The sequence below is a fragment of the Bradyrhizobium sp. IAR9 genome (genome assembly GCF_013408065.1).
GTDB lineage: Bacteria > Pseudomonadota > Alphaproteobacteria > Rhizobiales > Xanthobacteraceae > Bradyrhizobium.
Genome location: NZ_JACBZW010000008.1, coordinates 208,955 through 225,655, shown reverse-complemented (window position 1 = coordinate 225,655; position 16,701 = coordinate 208,955). Strand labels below are relative to the sequence as shown.

14 protein-coding genes are annotated in these 16,701 nt (G+C 65.9%); 7 read left to right on the top strand and 7 right to left on the bottom strand.

Features of this window, described 5'->3' with window-relative positions; genetic code table 11:
- Positions 1–115: 115 nt before the first annotated feature.
- The 6 genes from GGD67_RS22335 to GGD67_RS22310 all read right to left on the bottom strand — a co-directional run bounded on the left by GGD67_RS22335 (position 116) and on the right by GGD67_RS22310 (position 6,102).
- Positions 116–1,348 carry a Zn-dependent hydrolase gene (locus GGD67_RS22335; protein WP_179735866.1) on the bottom strand — a complete coding sequence of 411 codons (1,233 nt, stop codon included), beginning with the start codon at positions 1,346–1,348 and terminating at the stop codon, positions 116–118.
- Positions 1,341–2,126, bottom strand: a complete 786-nt coding sequence (locus GGD67_RS22330; protein ID WP_020508750.1) for an ABC transporter ATP-binding protein — start codon at positions 2,124–2,126, stop codon at positions 1,341–1,343. Before GGD67_RS22330 ends, GGD67_RS22335 begins: the two co-directional genes overlap by 8 nt.
- Positions 2,123–2,896 carry an ABC transporter permease gene (locus GGD67_RS22325; protein WP_028142738.1) on the bottom strand — a complete coding sequence of 258 codons (774 nt, stop codon included), beginning with the start codon at positions 2,894–2,896 and terminating at the stop codon, positions 2,123–2,125. The genes GGD67_RS22330 and GGD67_RS22325 overlap by 4 nt, the downstream gene beginning before the upstream one ends.
- A 72-nt stretch (positions 2,897–2,968) precedes the next feature.
- Positions 2,969–3,913 (bottom strand): ABC transporter substrate-binding protein, encoded by a 945-nt coding sequence (locus GGD67_RS22320; RefSeq protein WP_026202420.1) that lies wholly within the window; start codon positions 3,911–3,913, stop codon positions 2,969–2,971.
- A gap of 105 nt (positions 3,914–4,018) precedes the next feature.
- A complete protein-coding gene (gene hutC, locus GGD67_RS22315) occupies positions 4,019–4,747 on the bottom strand; it encodes a histidine utilization repressor (protein WP_018320770.1) in 729 nt (242 codons plus the stop codon).
- On the bottom strand, positions 4,744–6,102 hold the full coding sequence (locus GGD67_RS22310; protein WP_179735864.1) for a formimidoylglutamate deiminase: 1,359 nt from the start codon (positions 6,100–6,102) through the stop codon (positions 4,744–4,746). The genes hutC and GGD67_RS22310 overlap by 4 nt, the downstream gene beginning before the upstream one ends.
- A gap of 84 nt (positions 6,103–6,186) precedes the next feature.
- Between GGD67_RS22310 and hutI the strand changes: the two genes are divergently transcribed.
- The 3 genes from hutI to hutU are packed head-to-tail and all read left to right on the top strand — an operon-like array spanning position 6,187 to position 10,637.
- Positions 6,187–7,401 (top strand): imidazolonepropionase, encoded by a 1,215-nt coding sequence (gene hutI / locus GGD67_RS22305; protein WP_179735862.1) that lies wholly within the window; start codon positions 6,187–6,189, stop codon positions 7,399–7,401.
- Positions 7,398–8,957 (top strand): histidine ammonia-lyase, encoded by a 1,560-nt coding sequence (gene hutH, locus GGD67_RS22300; RefSeq protein ID WP_179735860.1) that lies wholly within the window; start codon positions 7,398–7,400, stop codon positions 8,955–8,957. Before hutI ends, hutH begins: the two co-directional genes overlap by 4 nt.
- Positions 8,958–8,966: 9 nt before the next feature.
- Entirely contained in the window at positions 8,967–10,637 is a 1,671-nt protein-coding gene (gene hutU / locus GGD67_RS22295) for a urocanate hydratase (RefSeq protein ID WP_179735858.1), read from the top strand.
- Between the two features lie 166 nt (positions 10,638–10,803).
- Here the strand turns inward: hutU and GGD67_RS22290 are convergent, their stop codons facing one another.
- Complete coding sequence (locus tag GGD67_RS22290) at positions 10,804–11,424, bottom strand: TetR/AcrR family transcriptional regulator (protein ID WP_179735856.1); 621 nt, start codon at positions 11,422–11,424, stop codon at positions 10,804–10,806.
- Positions 11,425–11,678: 254 nt separating this feature from the next.
- On the opposite strand from GGD67_RS22290, the gene GGD67_RS22285 reads away from it, so the two are divergent.
- From GGD67_RS22285 to GGD67_RS22270, 4 genes are read left to right on the top strand one after another with little or no spacing between them, the layout of a single operon-like run.
- Positions 11,679–12,539: a xanthine dehydrogenase family protein subunit M gene (locus GGD67_RS22285; RefSeq protein ID WP_179735854.1), complete on the top strand. Its 861-nt coding sequence runs from the start codon at positions 11,679–11,681 to the stop codon at positions 12,537–12,539.
- Positions 12,536–13,060, top strand: a complete 525-nt coding sequence (locus tag GGD67_RS22280; protein WP_179735852.1) for a (2Fe-2S)-binding protein — start codon at positions 12,536–12,538, stop codon at positions 13,058–13,060. Before GGD67_RS22285 ends, GGD67_RS22280 begins: the two co-directional genes overlap by 4 nt.
- A complete protein-coding gene (locus tag GGD67_RS22275) occupies positions 13,057–15,432 on the top strand; it encodes a xanthine dehydrogenase family protein molybdopterin-binding subunit (RefSeq protein ID WP_179735851.1) in 2,376 nt (791 codons plus the stop codon). The genes GGD67_RS22280 and GGD67_RS22275 overlap by 4 nt, the downstream gene beginning before the upstream one ends.
- A gap of 23 nt (positions 15,433–15,455) precedes the next feature.
- Positions 15,456–16,697: an ABC transporter substrate-binding protein gene (locus GGD67_RS22270; protein ID WP_179735849.1), complete on the top strand. Its 1,242-nt coding sequence runs from the start codon at positions 15,456–15,458 to the stop codon at positions 16,695–16,697.
- The last annotated feature ends 4 nt before the right edge of the window (positions 16,698–16,701 follow it).

The following is a 16,701-nucleotide window of genomic DNA, read 5'->3' as shown; positions in this document are numbered from 1 at the left end:
GCCCACCCTACGGCACCGCCGCTGGGATGTGCATTGGAGCCTCGCAATGACGGTGGAGAGACTGTGCGTCATACCCCCGCTCTCGTACCCCGACGCAGCGCTTCCCTGGTTCGTTCTAACCCGCAAGAATCCGCCGACAGGCGTTCACGTACACCTGCGCGCCGGTGACGATATCGGCATCGGCGGTGTTCTCGGTCCAGTGATGGCTGATGCCGCCGATCGACGGAACGAACAGCATGGCGGCGGGCATGACGGTTGCCAGCATCTGCGCGTCGTGGCCGGCGCCACTGGGCATGCGAATGGATCGTCCGCCGGCTAGCGCCTTGCTCGCGGCTTCGATTGCGTCCTGAAAGCCGGAATTCATCATGGCAGGCGCGCCGGTGCGGATCTTCTCGACGGTAACGGTGCAGGGACCGTTCGCGCTGGCTTCGTCAGCCATGGTCCGCAGCAGCTGCTCCAGCCGGGCAATGACGGCCGGATCGTCGTCGCGGATCTGGAACAGCATCTCGGCGCCGCCGGGAATAATGCTCGGCGCGCCAGGATCGAGCGAGATGCGGCCGGTGGTCCAGACCGTTCGCGGGCCGCAGGAATCAGGAAAACGCTGGTCGATCGCGACGCAGAATTTGGCCAGCGCCAGCCCCGCATCCTTGCGCACGGCCATGCGCGTGGTGCCGGCGTGATTCTGCTCACCGGCGAAATTGATACGGTACTGCCAGATGCCGACGATGGAGGTGACGACGCCAATCGCAAGCTTGCCGCTTTCGAGCGTGTCGCCCTGTTCGATATGTGCCTCGAGATATCCGACGTGCCGGCTCGGCTCGACGCCGATGCGCGGGCGTCCTGCGAGCCCCATCTCGGCGAGCGCATCGCGCATGGTGCGGCCGCCAGTGCGGTCGCGCGCGGCGTCGATCTCGGCTTCAGTCACCTGACCGACATAAGAGCGCGAGCCGAGGAAGCTGCCGAAATGACCTTCCTCATCGCACCAGGCGGCCACTTCGACCGCGCCTTTCACGGAGGGGTCGGCATTGAGCACGCGCGCCGCCTCGAGCGCATAGACGACGCCGAGCGGGCCATCGAGCCAGCCGGCGTAGTTCTGGCTCTCCAGATGCGAGCCGGCCAGCAGTTTCGGCCCGGACTTGGCGCTGGTCCCAAACACGTTGCCGATGCCGTCGATCGAAGCAGAGAGACCTGCATCGGGCAGCTTGCGCACCAGCCAGTCCAGCGAGAGCTTGTGCGGCTCGGAGAAGGTCGGCTTGTGCACGCCGGTCTTGTAGGCGCCGATGGCGCGGAGTGCGTTGAGGTCGGCGAGGACGCGCTGGCCATCGGCGCGCGGCTTGGTGTCAGGCATGCTCAGTAACCTTCAGCGCCTCGGTGCGGATCTCCTCGACCAGCCGTTCCTTGAGCTGGACGAATTCCGGCGTGGTCTTGATCTTGTAGGAGCGCGGATGCGGCAGGTCCACTGTGATCTCGGCCTTGATACGGCCGGGACGCGCGCTCATGACGATGACGCGGCTGCCGAGGAAGATCGCTTCCTCGATGTCGTGGGTCACGAACAGCACGGTCTTCTGGTCGCGCTCCCAGATCCCGAGCAGCATCTCCTGCATCAGGGCGCGGGTCTGGTTGTCCAGCGCGCCGAACGGCTCGTCCAGCAGCAGGATCTTCGGGTCGTTGGCGAGCGCGCGCGCGATCGCCGTGCGCTGCTGCATGCCGCCCGAGAGCTGCTTCGGCCAATGATTCTCGAAGCCGGACAACCCGACCTGGCGGATGAAGGCGTCGGCGATCTTGTGCCGCTCCGCCTCGGACACGCCGCGCTCGCGCAGGCCGAAGGCGATGTTCTCGCGCACGGTGAGCCAGGGAAACAGCGTGTAGGACTGGAACACCATGCCGCGATCGGCGCCGGGACCAGCCACCTCGCGCCCGTCGAGCGTGACGCGCCCGCTGGTCGGACGGTCGAGGCCCGCAACGATGCGCAGCAGGGTGGACTTGCCGCAGCCCGAGGGGCCGAGGATGGTGACGAAGTCGTTGTTGCCGATGACGAGATCGGTCGGCTCCAGCGCCTTGGTCGGCGCGTTGCCGTGGCGTGCGGGGAAGGTGCGCGAGACCTGTTCGACCTTGAGGATCGTCATGCGAGCCTCCACGGAAACAGCCAGGCGTTGAATGCCTTGAACATGAAGTCGGAGAGGAGGCCGATCAGCCCGATCACGATGATGCCGAAAATGATCTGGCCGGTGTTGAGCAGCGCCTGGCTGTCGGTGATCATGTGACCGATGCCCGAGGACGAGCCGATCAGCTCGGCGACGATGACGTAGGTCCAGGCCCAGCCCAGCACCAGCCGCAGGATTTCCGCGATCTCGGGTGCGGAGGAGGGCAGCAGCACGCGGCGGATGATGCCGCGGTCGCGGGCCCCCAACGTATAGGCCGCCTCGACCAGATCGCGCCGCGTGGCGCCGACGGTCACGGCGACCATCAGGATCACCTGGAATACCGAGCCGATGAAGATGACGAGGAGCTTCTGCAGCTCGCCGATGCCGGCCCACAGAATCAACAGCGGAATGAAGGCGGAGGCGGGCAGATAGCGCGCGAAGGAGACGAACGGCTCGAGGAACGCCTCGACCGGCTTGTAGGCGCCCATGAGAACGCCGAGCGGCACTGCGATGATCGCTGCGAGCGCAAAGCCGCCGACGACGCGCCAGATCGTCATGCCGATGTCGAACACAAAACCCTGCTTGGCCAGCAGGTCATAACCTTCCTGCACCATGGTCAGCGGGTTGGCGAGAAAGGTCTTCGACACATAGCCGCCAAAGGTCGCCCACGACCAGAGGGCAACGAACACCACGAAGAATGCAAGGCCGTAGGCCACGCGCTGCTTCGATGTAACAGGGTCCAGGGGACGCATCGACGATATATCCGGGCGGTGAACAGACTTGCCGGCCCCGCCGCGAGACGGGGCCAGCAGCGCGTGAGTGACTTACTTGATGAAGCTGGCGTCGAAGAGATCCTCGACCTTCGGCGCAGCCTTGATGATGCCGATCTCGAGCAGCAGCTCGGCGGCCTCCTTGTTGAAGGTCAGGAAGTCGCCGGCGAAGAACTTCTGGTTCGCGGCCTTGTCCTGCCAGCGCAGATACTTCGCCGAGTTGCCGAACTGCTCGCCGCTCTGCTTCACGTCCGCACCCATGATCTCGTAGGCCTTGGCCTGGTCCTTGGCGATCATGTCGAGCGCCTCGAAATAGCTGTCGGCAAGCGCCTTGGCGGCCTTGGGATTGTCGGTCAGGAATTTCGGCGTGCAGCCGAAGGTGTCCATGACCATCGGATAGTCCAGCGTGGTCGCGATGATCTTGCCCTTGTCGGGCGCAGCGCGCACCGTCGACAGATACGGCTCATAGGTCATCGCCGCATCGTTCTGGCCGGAGACGAAGGCCTGCGCGGCCGCGGCCGGCTCGAGGTTGACGACGGTGACGTCCTTCACCGTGAGGCCGTTTTTCTTGAGCATCCAGGCCAGCGCGAAATAAGGCGAGGTGCCGGGCGCGGACGCGGCGACGGTCTTGCCCTTCAGGTCCTTGATCGCGGCGACATCGTTGCGCACAGCCATGCCGTCGGCGCCAAAGCTCTTGTCGAGCTGGAAGATCTGCTTGGTCGCAACGCCGTTCGCGTTCCAGGAGATCCAGGTCTCGACCGTGGTCGCCGCGCACTGGATGTCGCCCGACGCGATCGCAAGGTGCCGGTCCTTCTGCGGAATTTTCTTGATGGTGACGTCGAGGCCGTTCTTCTTGAAGATGCCAGCCTCCTTCGCCAAAGTCAGCGGCGCGAAGCCGGTCCAGCCGGAGATGCCCACGCCGACCTTGACGTCGTCGGCGAGCACGGGAGTGGCGGCCGAAAGAGCAATGATTGTCGCAAATATCGTCGAACTACGCATGATTGTCGTCCTCTTGCCGATCGATGGATAGACGTCCTGTTGATCATTGTCGGTCCGGATGGACCGTTGCCCGAAGCGTTGCACGATTTGTGCCGACATGTCCTCTCAGCCTCCCTTGAATCGCGCGACAAGGCGGTGAGAGTCACCGGGATAGAGCAGGCGCACGGCGGTGATGGTGCGTGCGCTGCGCCAGGTGTAGCGGTCGATCACGAGACAGGGCGCGCCGACGGCGATCGCGAGCGCGTCCGCCGTGCGATCGTCTGCAACGATGGCGCTGATCGTGTGCTCGGCCTCGGTCCATGGGACATGGTGCAGCAGCCAGGAGCCCGGCGGCTCGCGCGAGAAATCGGCGGTCGCAGCGTCAGGCACGGATGCAAGGTCGATCAGCCGGTCCTCGATGGCAAACGGCACCTTGTCGGCGCTGTGCCGGCAGGTGATCGCGACCACCTTGCCGACCTTCCTCACGCCGAGACGGTCACGGTCGGCAGTGGTCGCGGTGCGCAGCTTGCGGCCGATCAACTCATAGCCGTAAGCGCGCCCCAGTGCGGTGATCTCGGCGCGGATGTCGGCGATCTTGAGCACCGCCGACATGTGCTGCGGCCGCCGGACGAAGGAGCCGGCGCGCCGCCGCCGCTCGATCAAATCGGCCTGCGCCAGCTCCGACAGTGCCTTGTTCACCGTCATGCGCGAGCAGCCGTAGCGCGCCACCAGTTCATGCTCGAACGGGATGCGATGCCCCGGCGGCCATTCGCCGGTCAGGATGCGCTTCTCGATGTCGGCGCGAATCCGCTTGTACAGCGTCGGCTTGTCGGCCGCGTCGGTGGCAAGGCTCATGCGACAAGCCTCCGAACCGCCGCGTTGAAGCGCTCGCGTGCAGCTTGTCGCAACGCATGACGTCCGCCTTCGACCACCTTGTGACCGCCGGCCCAGACGCAGTCGATCGCGCCGCTGCCCGCGGCAAAGATCCAGCCGTCGATCGTGGCATCGCCGTGACGCCCTGCCAGCGAGGGATGTGCGCCGTCAAGCGTGACGATATCGGCGCGTGCGCCGGGCGCGATGCCGACGGTCGGCTGCGCCAGCGCCTGTGCGCCGCCTGCGAGCGCATGATCGAACAGCGTCCGTCCGGTCGAGCGGCCTGCACCGGCGGAGAGCACGTTGCGCTCGCGGTGCTTGAGGCGCTGCCCGTATTCGAGCTGGCGCAATTCGTCGGCGACGCCGACCAGCACGTTGGAATCCGTGCCGACGCCAAAGGCGCCACCGGCAGCGACAAATTCACGGGCGGGAAAGATGCCGTCGCCAAGGCTTGCTTCGGTGATGGGGCAGAGGCCAGCGACCGCGCCGCTCTTCGAGAACGCGCTGACTTCGTCATCCGTCATGTGCGTCGCGTGAATGAGGCACCAGCGCCGGTCGACGGGCGCGTGCTCCAGCAACCATTGCACCGGGCGCCGGCGGGACCAGGCCAGGCAATCGTCGACTTCCTTCACCTGCTCGGCGGCGTGGATATGCACCGGGCCGCCCTCGGCGAGCGGAATGATCGCTGCAAGCTCGTCAGGCGTTACCGCGCGCAGGCTGTGCGGCGCGATGCCGATGTTGGCGCCGGGCAATGTGCTGATGGCCCTGCGCGAAGCGGCCATCAATGCCGCGAACTGATCGACCGAGCAGATGAAGCGGCGTTGGCCGTCATGAGGCGCTGCGCCGCCGAAGGAACCGTGCGCATAGAAACTCGGCAGCAGGGTCAGGGCAATGCCGGAGGCTTCGGCAGCCTGCGCGATGCGCGCGGCCATCTCGGCGGGATCGGCATAGGGCGAACCGTCGCGATCATGATGCAGATAATGGAATTCGCCGACGCGGGTAAATCCCTGCTCGAGCATCTCGACATAGAGAAGTGTTGCGACGGCGGCGACGTCGTCCGGCGTCATTGCCAGGGCGAAGCGATACATCGTCTCGCGCCAGGTCCAGAACGTGTCGGTGGAATTGCCGCGCAGCTCGGCGAGGCCCGCCATGCCGCGCTGGAAGGCGTGGCTGTGCAGGCTCGCAAGTCCCGGAAGCGCGATGGCGTGGCGCTCGTCGCCGGCGGCCGGCTGCACACCCGCGGACACCGCCGCGATCGCGCCGGCGGTGATCACCACCTGCACGTCATTGGCCCAGCCCGAGGGCAGGAGCGCGGAGGCGAAATGCAGTCGGGTCATGATTACACGCCGGCTGGACAGAACGGTCCCACGATTATATGTCTAGACATATAAGTCAAGCATCCCACGCGAAGGGACCGTTGCATGGCAGAGCGCTTCGACCGGATCTGGCACAATGCCCGGCTTGCCACGATGCGGGCCGACCGGCCCGATCTCGGCGAGATCGAGCCTGGCCTGATCGCCGCGCGCGGCGGCCGTATCGTCTATGCCGGTGCGCAGTCCGATTTTCCGGCGGATGCCGACGCGGCCGAACGGATCGACTGCGAAGGTCGCTGGATCACGCCCGGCCTCGTCGACTGCCACACCCATCTCGTCTATGGCGGCAACCGCGCGCACGAGTTCGAGCTCCGCCTGAAGGGCGCGAGCTACGAGGAGATCGCGCGCGCCGGCGGCGGCATCGTCTCGACGGTGGCGGCGACGCGCAAGGCGAGCGAAGCTGATCTCGTCGCGAGCGCGCTGCCGCGGCTCGATGCGCTGATCGGTGAGGGCGCGACCACGGTCGAGATCAAGTCGGGCTACGGCCTCGACACCGAAACCGAGATGCGCCAGCTCGCGGCCGCGCGCAGCATCAGCCGCCAGCGGCCGGTTGCCATCCGCACCTCCTTCCTCGGGGCGCACGCTCTGCCGGTGGAAGCGGACGGGGACAAGGATCGCTATATCGATCTGGTCTGCAACGAGATGCTGCCCGCTGTTGCAAAGGCGGGCCTCGCCGACGCTGTCGACGCCTTCATGGAAGGCATCGCCTTTTCGGCGGAGCAGACCGCGCAGGTGTTCGAGACGGCGAGGGGGCTCGGGCTGCCGGTCAAGCTCCATGCCGATCAGTTGTCGAACCTCGGCGGTGCGGCGCTCGCTGCAAGATTCTCGGCGCTGTCGGCCGATCATCTCGAGCATACCGACGAAGCCGGCGTCGCCGCGATGGCGAAGGCCGGTACGGTGGCCGTGCTGCTGCCTGGCGCATTCTACTTCATCCGCGAGACGCAGAAGCCGCCGGTCGAGGCGTTCCGCACCCACGGCGTTTCCATGGCGCTCGCGACCGATTGCAATCCCGGTAGTTCGCCGCTGACCTCGCTTCTGCTCACGATGAACATGGGCGCGACCCTGTTCCGGATGACCGTCGCCGAATGCCTCGCCGGAATCACCCGCGAGGGCGCGCGGGCGCTGGGGGTGATCAGCGAGACCGGCACGCTGGAAGCCGGGAAATGGTGCGACCTCGCGATCTGGGGCATCGAGCGGCCCGCCGAGCTTGTTTATCGCATCGGCTTCAATCCGCTGCATCGCCGGGTGTGGAGGGGACAGTGACGGAGCAGGGCACAGCGATCGTCGTCAAGCCGGGAGCGGTCAGTCTCGACGATCTCGCGCGCGTGCTGGAAGGCGCATCCGTCGTGCTCGATCCGTCGTTCTGGCCACGCGTGGAGGCGGCTGCGGAAATCGTCGCGAAGGCCGCGCACGCCGACGCGCCCGTCTATGGCATCAACACCGGCTTCGGAAAGCTGGCCTCGAAGCGCATTCCGTCCGACCAGACCGCGTTGCTCCAGCGCAACCTCATCGTCTCGCATTGCTGCGGCGTCGGCCCAGCCACGCCCGAGCCAATCGTGCGGCTGATGATGGCGTTGAAGATCGTCTCGCTGGGGCGCGGCGCTTCCGGCGTGCGCCGCGCGGTGATCGAGCAGTTGCAGGCCATGCTGGCGCGGGGCGTCACTCCGCTGGTGCCGCAGCAGGGCTCGGTCGGCGCCTCCGGCGATCTTGCGCCGCTCGCGCATATGACGGCGGTAATGATCGGCGAAGGGCAGGCGATCGTTGATGGAAAAACGGTGTCCGGCAGCGAGGCGTTGACGGCTGCCGGTCTTGCGCCATTGACGCTCGGCCCCAAGGAGGGGCTCGCGCTGATCAACGGCACGCAGTTCTCGACCGCTTACGCTATTGCCGGCGTGCTGCGCGCGTTTCGCCTGGCCCGTGCGGCGCTCGTGACCGGTGCGCTGTCGGTCGACGCCGCGATGGCCTCGACGGCGCCGTTCCGTCCCGAAATCCAGGCACTGCGGGGGCACGCCGGCCAAATCGCCGCAGCCGCGACGCTGACCGCGCTGCTGGATGGCAGCGACATCCGCCTGTCGCATCTCGAAGGCGACGAGCGCGTGCAGGATCCCTATTGCCTGCGCTGCCAGCCGCAGGTCGCGGGCGCAGCGCTCGACCTGATCACGCAGGCCGCGCGCACATTGATCGTCGAAGCCAACGCCGTCACCGACAATCCGCTCGTCCTGGTCGAGACCGGCGAGATTGTCTCCGGCGGCAATTTCCACGCCGAGCCGGTGGCCTTCGCTGCCGACGCGATCGCGCTGGCCCTGTCGGAGATCGGCGCGATCAGCGAGCGGCGCATTGCGACGCTGGTCGATCCGGCGCTGAATTTCGGCCTGCCGCCGTTCCTGACCCCCGATCCCGGCCTCAACTCCGGCTTCATGATCGCCGAGGTGACGGCGGCCGCGCTCTATGTCGAGAACAAGCAGCGCGCAGCGGCCTGCTCGATCGACTCGACGCCGACCAGCGCCAATCAGGAAGACCACGTCTCGATGGCCGCGCATGCCGCGCGGCGACTGTCCGACATGGCCGACAATCTCGCCGCCATCCTCGGCATCGAGCTGCTGGTCGCTGCCCAGGGCATCACGCTGCGCGCGCCGCATGCGACCAGTGCTCCGCTCGTTGCGGTCATCGCCGCGTTGCGCGAGCAGGTGCCGGCGCTCAGTGCGGACCGCTACATGGCCGGCGATCTGGCCAAGGCCGCTGCACTGATCGATGCGGATGCGTTGCCGGCCATTGCGATCACTGCGCTTCCATCCGATCCGTTTCCGAGACTTGATTAAGAGGTCCGCATGAACCGCCGACTGGACAACGACCGCACCATCCGCGCCCCCCGCGGCAGCGACATCAGCGCCAAGAGCTGGCTGACCGAAGCGCCGCTGCGCATGCTGATGAACAACCTCGATCCTGATGTCGCGGAGCGCCCGAGCGAGCTCGTGGTCTATGGCGGTATCGGCCGCGCCGCGCGCGACTGGGACAGCTTTGACCGGATCGTTGCGGCCTTGCGCAAGCTCGAAGGCGACCAGACGCTGCTGGTCCAGTCCGGCAAGCCGGTCGGCGTGTTCCGCACCCATGCGGATGCACCGCGCGTGCTGATCGCGAACTCCAACATCGTGCCGCATTGGGCAACGCTCGACCATTTCAACGAGCTCGATCGCCAGGGCCTGATGATGTACGGCCAGATGACGGCCGGCTCCTGGATCTATATCGGCAGCCAGGGCATCGTGCAGGGCACCTACGAGACCTTCGTCGAGGTCGGTCGTCGCCATTATGGCGGCAGCCTTGCCGGCAAATGGATTCTCACCGCCGGCTTGGGGGGCATGGGCGGTGCGCAGCCGCTGGCCGCGACCATGGCCGGCGCTTCCATGCTCGCGGTCGAATGCCAGCCGAGCCGCATCGAGATGCGCTTGCGTACCGGCTATCTCGATCGCCAGGCGGCAACGCTCGACGAAGCGCTGGCGATCATGGAAGATGCCGCCAAGACGAAGAAGGCGGTCTCGGTCGGCCTGCTCGGCAATGCCGCCGAGATTTTCCCGGAGCTCGTGCGCCGTGGCGTCAAGCCGGATGTCGTCACCGACCAGACCAGCGCGCACGATCCGGTCAATGGCTATTTGCCGAAGGGCTGGACGCTAGCCGAGTGGGAAGCCAAGCGCGGCTCCGATCCGAAGGGGGTGGAGCGCGCGTCGAAGACGTCGATGCTCGAGCACGTCCAGGCCATGCTGGATTTCCATGCGCAGGGCATTCCGACGCTCGACTACGGCAACAACATTCGCCAGATGGCGCAGGACATGGGCCTGAAGAACGCCTTCGATTTCCCCGGTTTCGTCCCCGCCTATATCCGTCCCCTGTTCTGCCGCGGCGTCGGGCCGTTCCGCTGGGCCGCGCTCTCGGGAGATCCCGAGGACATCTTCAAGACCGACGCCAAGGTCAAGGAGCTGATGCCGGATGACAAGCATCTGCACAATTGGCTCGACATGGCCAAGGAGCGCATCAAATTCCAGGGCCTGCCGGCGCGGATCTGCTGGGTCGGCCTCGGCGATCGCGACCGACTCGGCCTTGCCTTCAACGAGATGGTGGCGCGCGGTGAGCTCAAGGCGCCGATCGTGATCGGCCGCGATCATCTCGACAGCGGCTCGGTGGCAAGCCCGAACCGCGAGACTGAAGCGATGAAGGACGGCTCGGACGCGGTGTCCGACTGGCCACTGCTGAACGCGCTGCTCAATTGCGCCAGCGGCGCGACCTGGGTGTCGCTGCACCATGGTGGCGGTGTCGGCATCGGCTATTCCCAGCACGCCGGCATGGTGATCGTCGCCGACGGCACGCCGGAAGCGGCCAAGCGGATCGAGCGCGTGCTCTGGAACGATCCCGCCAGCGGCGTCATGCGCCATGCCGACGCGGGCTACGAGACCGCGATCGACTGCGCCCGCGACAAGGGCCTCGATCTGCCCAGCCTTTCGAAGTAGCTAGCCGCGGGCTCGATCAACCTCTCCCCGCTTGCGGGGGAGGTCGGCGCGGAGCGCCGGGTGGGGCTCTCTCCAATCAGGGAGTCTCTCTGCGGAGGCACCCCACCCCAGCCCTCCCCCGCAAGCAGGAGAGGGAGCGCACCTCCTTCGGGGCAGCGTCGCCGATTCAGCCGCTGACCAAGAGCTTCGGCATCGTCGTCTTCGCGCCGTCCATGAAGGTCTGGACGGCGTCGCGGACGATGGCGTCGAGATCTGGCGGGATCGGCGTCTCGTAGATGAACTTGCGGATGGCGAGATAGAAGATGCGGCCGTGCAGGCCCCAGAACAACTCGGTCTCGCGCTCGCTCAATGAGTGAGCTTTTGCGTCGGGCAGTTTGAGCTCAAAGCGGAGTTCGGCTGCCGCCGGTTCGATGATCTCGCGCCTCACGATGTCGAGGTAGCGGCTGGTGATGCCGAACGACTTCATGCCGGAGAACACGAAGATCCGCACCCAATTATATTCGAATACGCGCTCGACATAGTCGAGATAGAAGCGCGTGAGCCTCGCTTCCAGCGACAGCGAACGGTCGCGGACCATCGGTCCCCAATCGGGCGACCAGCGGCTGAGATAGACCTCCTGGTAGACCCGCTCGATCAGCGCTTCCTTGCTGGGGAAGTGACGGTAGATCGCCGAATGAGTGATGCCCATGCGCTTGGCGAGCTCGCGGGTCTGGCCTTCGAAGCCGCGCTCGGCAAAGAAGCGGATGGCCTCGTCCACGATCGCGCGCTCGCGGTCGGCCGCGCGCATGTTGCGACGCTTTGGCGCGGGCTTGCTGCCTGTCTCAATCCGCTTGCGGACCGGTCGCCTCAAAGTTTTCTGCGCTTTTCGGGCCATCTCGTCGCTGAATCAACGTGCCACTACCTTCATAGCCCAAGGCGCTTTTGTGACCAAATGGTCATTTCCTGTTGACCGGCCTTGGGAGGCGTGTCAGGATTTTGAGACCAGATGGTTACAAATCTGGCATCCCGGCTGATGAGCCGATGGATCTCGGGGAAACGGCAGTGAAGGCGAAGGCTTTCAGCTATTTTCGGGCTGCGACGATCGACCAGGCGCTGGATGCTCACGCACGCGCCGGGGACGATGCGCGTTTCATCGCCGGCGGCCAGAGCCTGGTGCCGGCGCTGTCGCTGCGGCTGCAGGCGCCGCGGCTTTTGATCGACATCACCCACATCGGCGAGCTGCGCGGCGTCAGGCGCGAAGGCGACGCCTTGCGCATCGGTGCGCTGACGCGCCATTGCGAGATGCTGAGCGAGCCTTTGATTGCCGAGTTCGCGCCGCTGCTGCACGCCGCGGCACCGTTCGTCGCGCATCCCGCGATCCGCAACCGCGGCACCTTCGGCGGCAGCGTCGCGCTCGCCGACCCGGCTTCCGAATTTCCGGCGATGACCTTGGCGCTGGATGCCGAGATCGAGATCGCCGGCCTCTCAGGCCGCCGACGCGTGAAGGCCGATGATTTCTTCATCGACCTGTTCGAGACGGCGCTCGAGCCCGGCGAGCTGATCACCGCGGTCTACGTTCCGCTGTTCAGGGCGGATCAGCGCTTTGCGTTCGACGAGCTGGCGCGGCGGCGTGGGGATTACGCGCTGGTTGGTTGCGGTATGCTTGCGACCTGCACCGGTGAGCGCATTGACGACATTCGCATCTCATTCTTCTCCGTTGGCAATACGCCGACGCGGGTGAAGGGGGTCGAAGCCACCTTGATCGGCGCGAGGTTGGATGCAGAACGCATCGCTGCCGCGCAAGGCGCGCTCGAAGGCGATCTCGCGCCGCCCGAGGGCGACGAAGTGCCGCCCGCGATGCGGCTGCATCTCGCTCGCGTGTTGCTTGGCCGCCTGCTCGGACGTCTCGGTGAGGGCGCATGACCGGCTTCGACGATAGTCTGCTGAGCGAGGCCGACGAGACGGTGCGGGTCCGCTTCGTCGTCAACGGGCGCAAGGTCGCCTGCGAGGTCGCGCCGCGCGACACGCTGGTCGATTGCCTGCGCGACAAGCTCGAGCTGACGGGCACGCATGCCGGCTGCGAGATGGGCGCCTGCGGCGCGTGCCTGGTGCAGCTCGACGGCCGCGCCGTGCATTCCTGCCTGATCTTCGCGGTGCAGGCTGATGGCGGCAGGATCGACACCATCGAGGGGCTCAGCGAGAGCGGTCTGCTCGCCGATCTCCAGGCCGAATTCCATCGCCGCAATGCGTTGCAGTGCGGCTTTTGCACGCCGGGCATGTTGATCAACGCCTACGAGCTGCTCTCGCAAACGGCGCAGCCGAGCCGCGAGGATATCCGCGACGCGCTGTCGGGCAATTACTGCCGCTGCACCGGCTACGAGGCGATCGTCGACGCCGTCGACGCCGCGGCCAAAGCGCATAGTGAGAATGGAGGCGCGACATGAGCGCGCCGCTGACCTCGCTCGATCGCCCGAACTCCTATATCGGCCGTGCGCTGCCGCGGCCCAACGCCAAGCGGCTGCTTGCCGGGCGGGGACGTTACGTCAGCGATCTCAAGCTGCCGCGCATGCTCTACGCCGCGTTCCTGCGTAGCCCGCATGCGCACGCGAAGATCGTCTCGATCAAGATCGACGAGGCCTGTGCGCTAGAGGGCGTACATCTCGTCGCCACGGGCGCTGATCTCGCAAAAATCTGCACGCCCTGGACCGGCACGCTCGATCATTTCAAGGGCATGACCTCCGCGCCGCAATTGCCGCTGCCGCTCGATCGCGTGGTCTGGGCCGGACAGGCGGTGGTCGCCGTCGCTGCCGAGAGCCGGGCGATTGCCGAAGATGCGCTGGAGCTGATCGAGGTGGACTACGAGGACCTTCCCGTCGTCGTTGACATCGACGGCGCACGTAAGGCGGACGGTCCGCTGGTCAATCCAGGCAGTGCCAACAACACCTGCTTCCGCAGCCAGCTCGACAGCGGCGTCGTTGATGACGCCTTTGCGCATGCGGCCCATGTGGTGGAGGAGGAGTTTTTCTTCGGCCGCCACACCGCGGTGACACTGGAGCCGCGTGCCATCGTCGCCGACTACGATCCATCCGCGGGCATGCTCACCGTGCATCACGGCACGCAGACCCCGTATCAGTTTCAGGACCTCTATTCGCGCCACTACAACATTCCGGAAGCCCGCGTCCGCGTCATCGCGACCGACATCGGCGGCTCCTTCGGCATGAAGCTGCATGTCTATCACGAGGACATGGCGGTGGTCGGTCTCTCGATCCTGCTCGGCCGGCCCGTGAAATACGTCGCCGACCGGATGGAGTCCTTCGTCTCCGACATCCACGCCCGCGACCATCGCGTCCGCGCCCGGATGGCGCTGGATGCCAAGGGCGAGATCCTGGCGATGGATGTTCTGGACCTGACCGCGATCGGGGCGTTCTCGACCTATCCGCGCACCAGCGTCGTCGAGGGCAACCAGGTCATCCGCCTGATCGGCGCGCCCTATCGCTTCAAAAATTACCGAGCCACGCTGGAGGTGATCTTCCAGAACAAGGTGCAAACCAGCCAGTACCGCGCCGTCGGCCATCCCATCGCCTGCGCGGTGACCGAGCGTCTCGTCGACATGGCAGCAAGCAAGCTCGGTCTCGATCCCTTCGCCATCCGCGCGCAGAACGTCATCTCCGACGATGCCTATCCGCAGACCTCGCCGACCGGCTATCGCTTCGAGGCGCTGTCGCATCAGGCCTGCCTGAAGCGCCTGCACGAAATGATGGGCTATGACGCACTTCGTGCCGAGCAGGCCGACTTGCGCAAGCGCGGCATCTATCGCGGCATCGGCATCGCGGCCTTCGTCGAGATCACCAATCCCAGCCCGGCGTTCTATGGCGTCGGCGGTGCGCGCATCTCCTCGCAGGACGGCGCGATCCTCAGCCTGACGCCCTCTGGCGAGGTGCGCTGCCTGATCTCGGTCACCGAGCAGGGGCAGGGCACCGAGGCGATCATCAGCCAGATCGTGGCCGATCAGCTGGGCCTCGCGCAGGAGTGTGTCAAGGTCATCACCGGGGATACCGAGGTGACGCCGCATGGCGGTGCGACCTGGGCTTGCCGCGGCGCCGGCATCGGCGGCGAGACCGCGCTGCAGGCCACGCGCGCGCTCAAGCGCAACATCCTGGAGATTGCCGCGCTCATTCTGCAGGAGCAGCCATCGGCGCTCGATATCCTCGATGGCGAGATCGTCGATGCAAGCACGCGGAACCCGCGCCTGCCGATCGCCGAGATCGCGCGCATCGCCTATTTCCGCTCCGATACGCTGCCGCCGGGCACACAGGCGCAGCTCACCGTGAGCCATCATTTCGCGCCGCAGGGCTATCCGTTCGCTTTCACCAACGGCATCCAGGGCTGCTCGCTGGAGGTGGATGTCGAGACTGGCTTCATTAAGCTCCTGAAGCATTTCATCGTCGAGGATTGTGGCCGCGTCATCAATCCGATGCTCGTGGACGAGCAGCTCCGCGGCGGCATCGTGCAGGGGCTTGGTGCGGCGCTGTTCGAGGAATGCCGTTACAGCGACACCGGCCAGCTCATGAACGGCTCGCTCGCCGATTACCTCGTGCCGATGCCGATGGAGATGCCCGACATCGTCATCGGCCATGTCGAGACGCCGACCGCCGATACCGAACTTGGCGCCAAGGGCGTCGGCGAAGCCGGTACGGCCGCGGCGTCCGCCTGCGTGCTCAACGCCGTCAACGACGCGCTCGCGCCGTTCGATGCGACGATCAATTCGATTCCGATCACGCCCGCCAAAGTCCTGAAAGCCCTGAAGCGTTTCTAGAAAAAAGACAGTTGGAGGAAATCATGCTCAATTCCGGTTCGACCCCGAAAGTAACCCGCCGCACTGCGCTCGCCGGCCTTTCGGCCAGCGCGGCGCTACTCGCCCTGCCGCGGATCGGCCGTGCGGCCGACGAGACGATCCGCATCGGCTTCCCGACGCCGCTGACCGGCCCCTTCGCAGCGGAAGCACGCGATCAGGTCAAATGCGCCGAACTTGCGGTGAAGCTCGTCAACGACAAGGGCGGCATCGGCGGCCGCAAGGTCGAGCTGCTGGTGCGCGATGACAAGCTCAATGCCGGCGAGGCCGCGACGCGGACGCTCGAGCTGATCGAGAAGGACAAGGTTCATGCCGTGGTCGGCGCGCTCTCCAGCGCTGTGCAGCTTGCGGTCAACGAGGTCACGCGCGCCCGCGGCGTGATCTACGTCTCGATCAGCCAGTCCGACACCATCAACGAGGCCAAGGATTTCAGCAAATACACGTTTCACGAGGCGCTGAACCCGCACATGACGACAGCCGCGGTGGCGCGGCAGACGCTGAAGAAGGGCATGAAAGTCGCCCATCTCGTCGCCGATTATGCCTACGGTCACGAGATGCTGCGCGGCTTCAAGCGTGCGCAGGCGGCGATTGGCGCGGACCATGTCGGCGAGATCCTGCATCCGTTCGGTGCGGCCGACTATTCCACCTTCATGCCGCGCCTGATGTCGATGCGGCCGGACGTGCTCTGCATCTCCAATTTCGGCCGCGACCAGGCCAATGCGATCAAGCAGGCCGTGGATTTCGGCGTCAAGCAGCAGATGAAGATCGTGGTCCCCGTCATCCTGCACAACCAGCGGCTCGCGGTCGGCCCCGACGTGTTCGAGGGCGTGGTCGGCGGCGCCAATTATTATTGGGGCCTGGAGGCGCAGAGCAAGTCGGCCGCCAGCTTCAACGCGGCGTTCAAGGCCGCCAATGGCGGCGCGATCCCGACCGATTACGGTGCCTACGGCTATTCCGGCGTCGGATCGCTGCTGGCGGCGATGCAGGCCGCCGGCGGCACCGACACCGACAAGGTGGTCGATGCTCTCGAAAAACTGCAATATGATCTGACCAAGGGCCCGCAGCATTACCGCAAATGTGACCACCAATCGGTGCAGTCGGTGCTGGTGCTGGAGTCCAAGAAGAAGTCCGCCATGGCGGGCGACAACGATCTGTTCGCCATTCTCGCCAACGACACAGGCTCGGACGACATGCTGCGCAGCTGCAGCGAGCTCGGCCACGCCACGTAAGTCT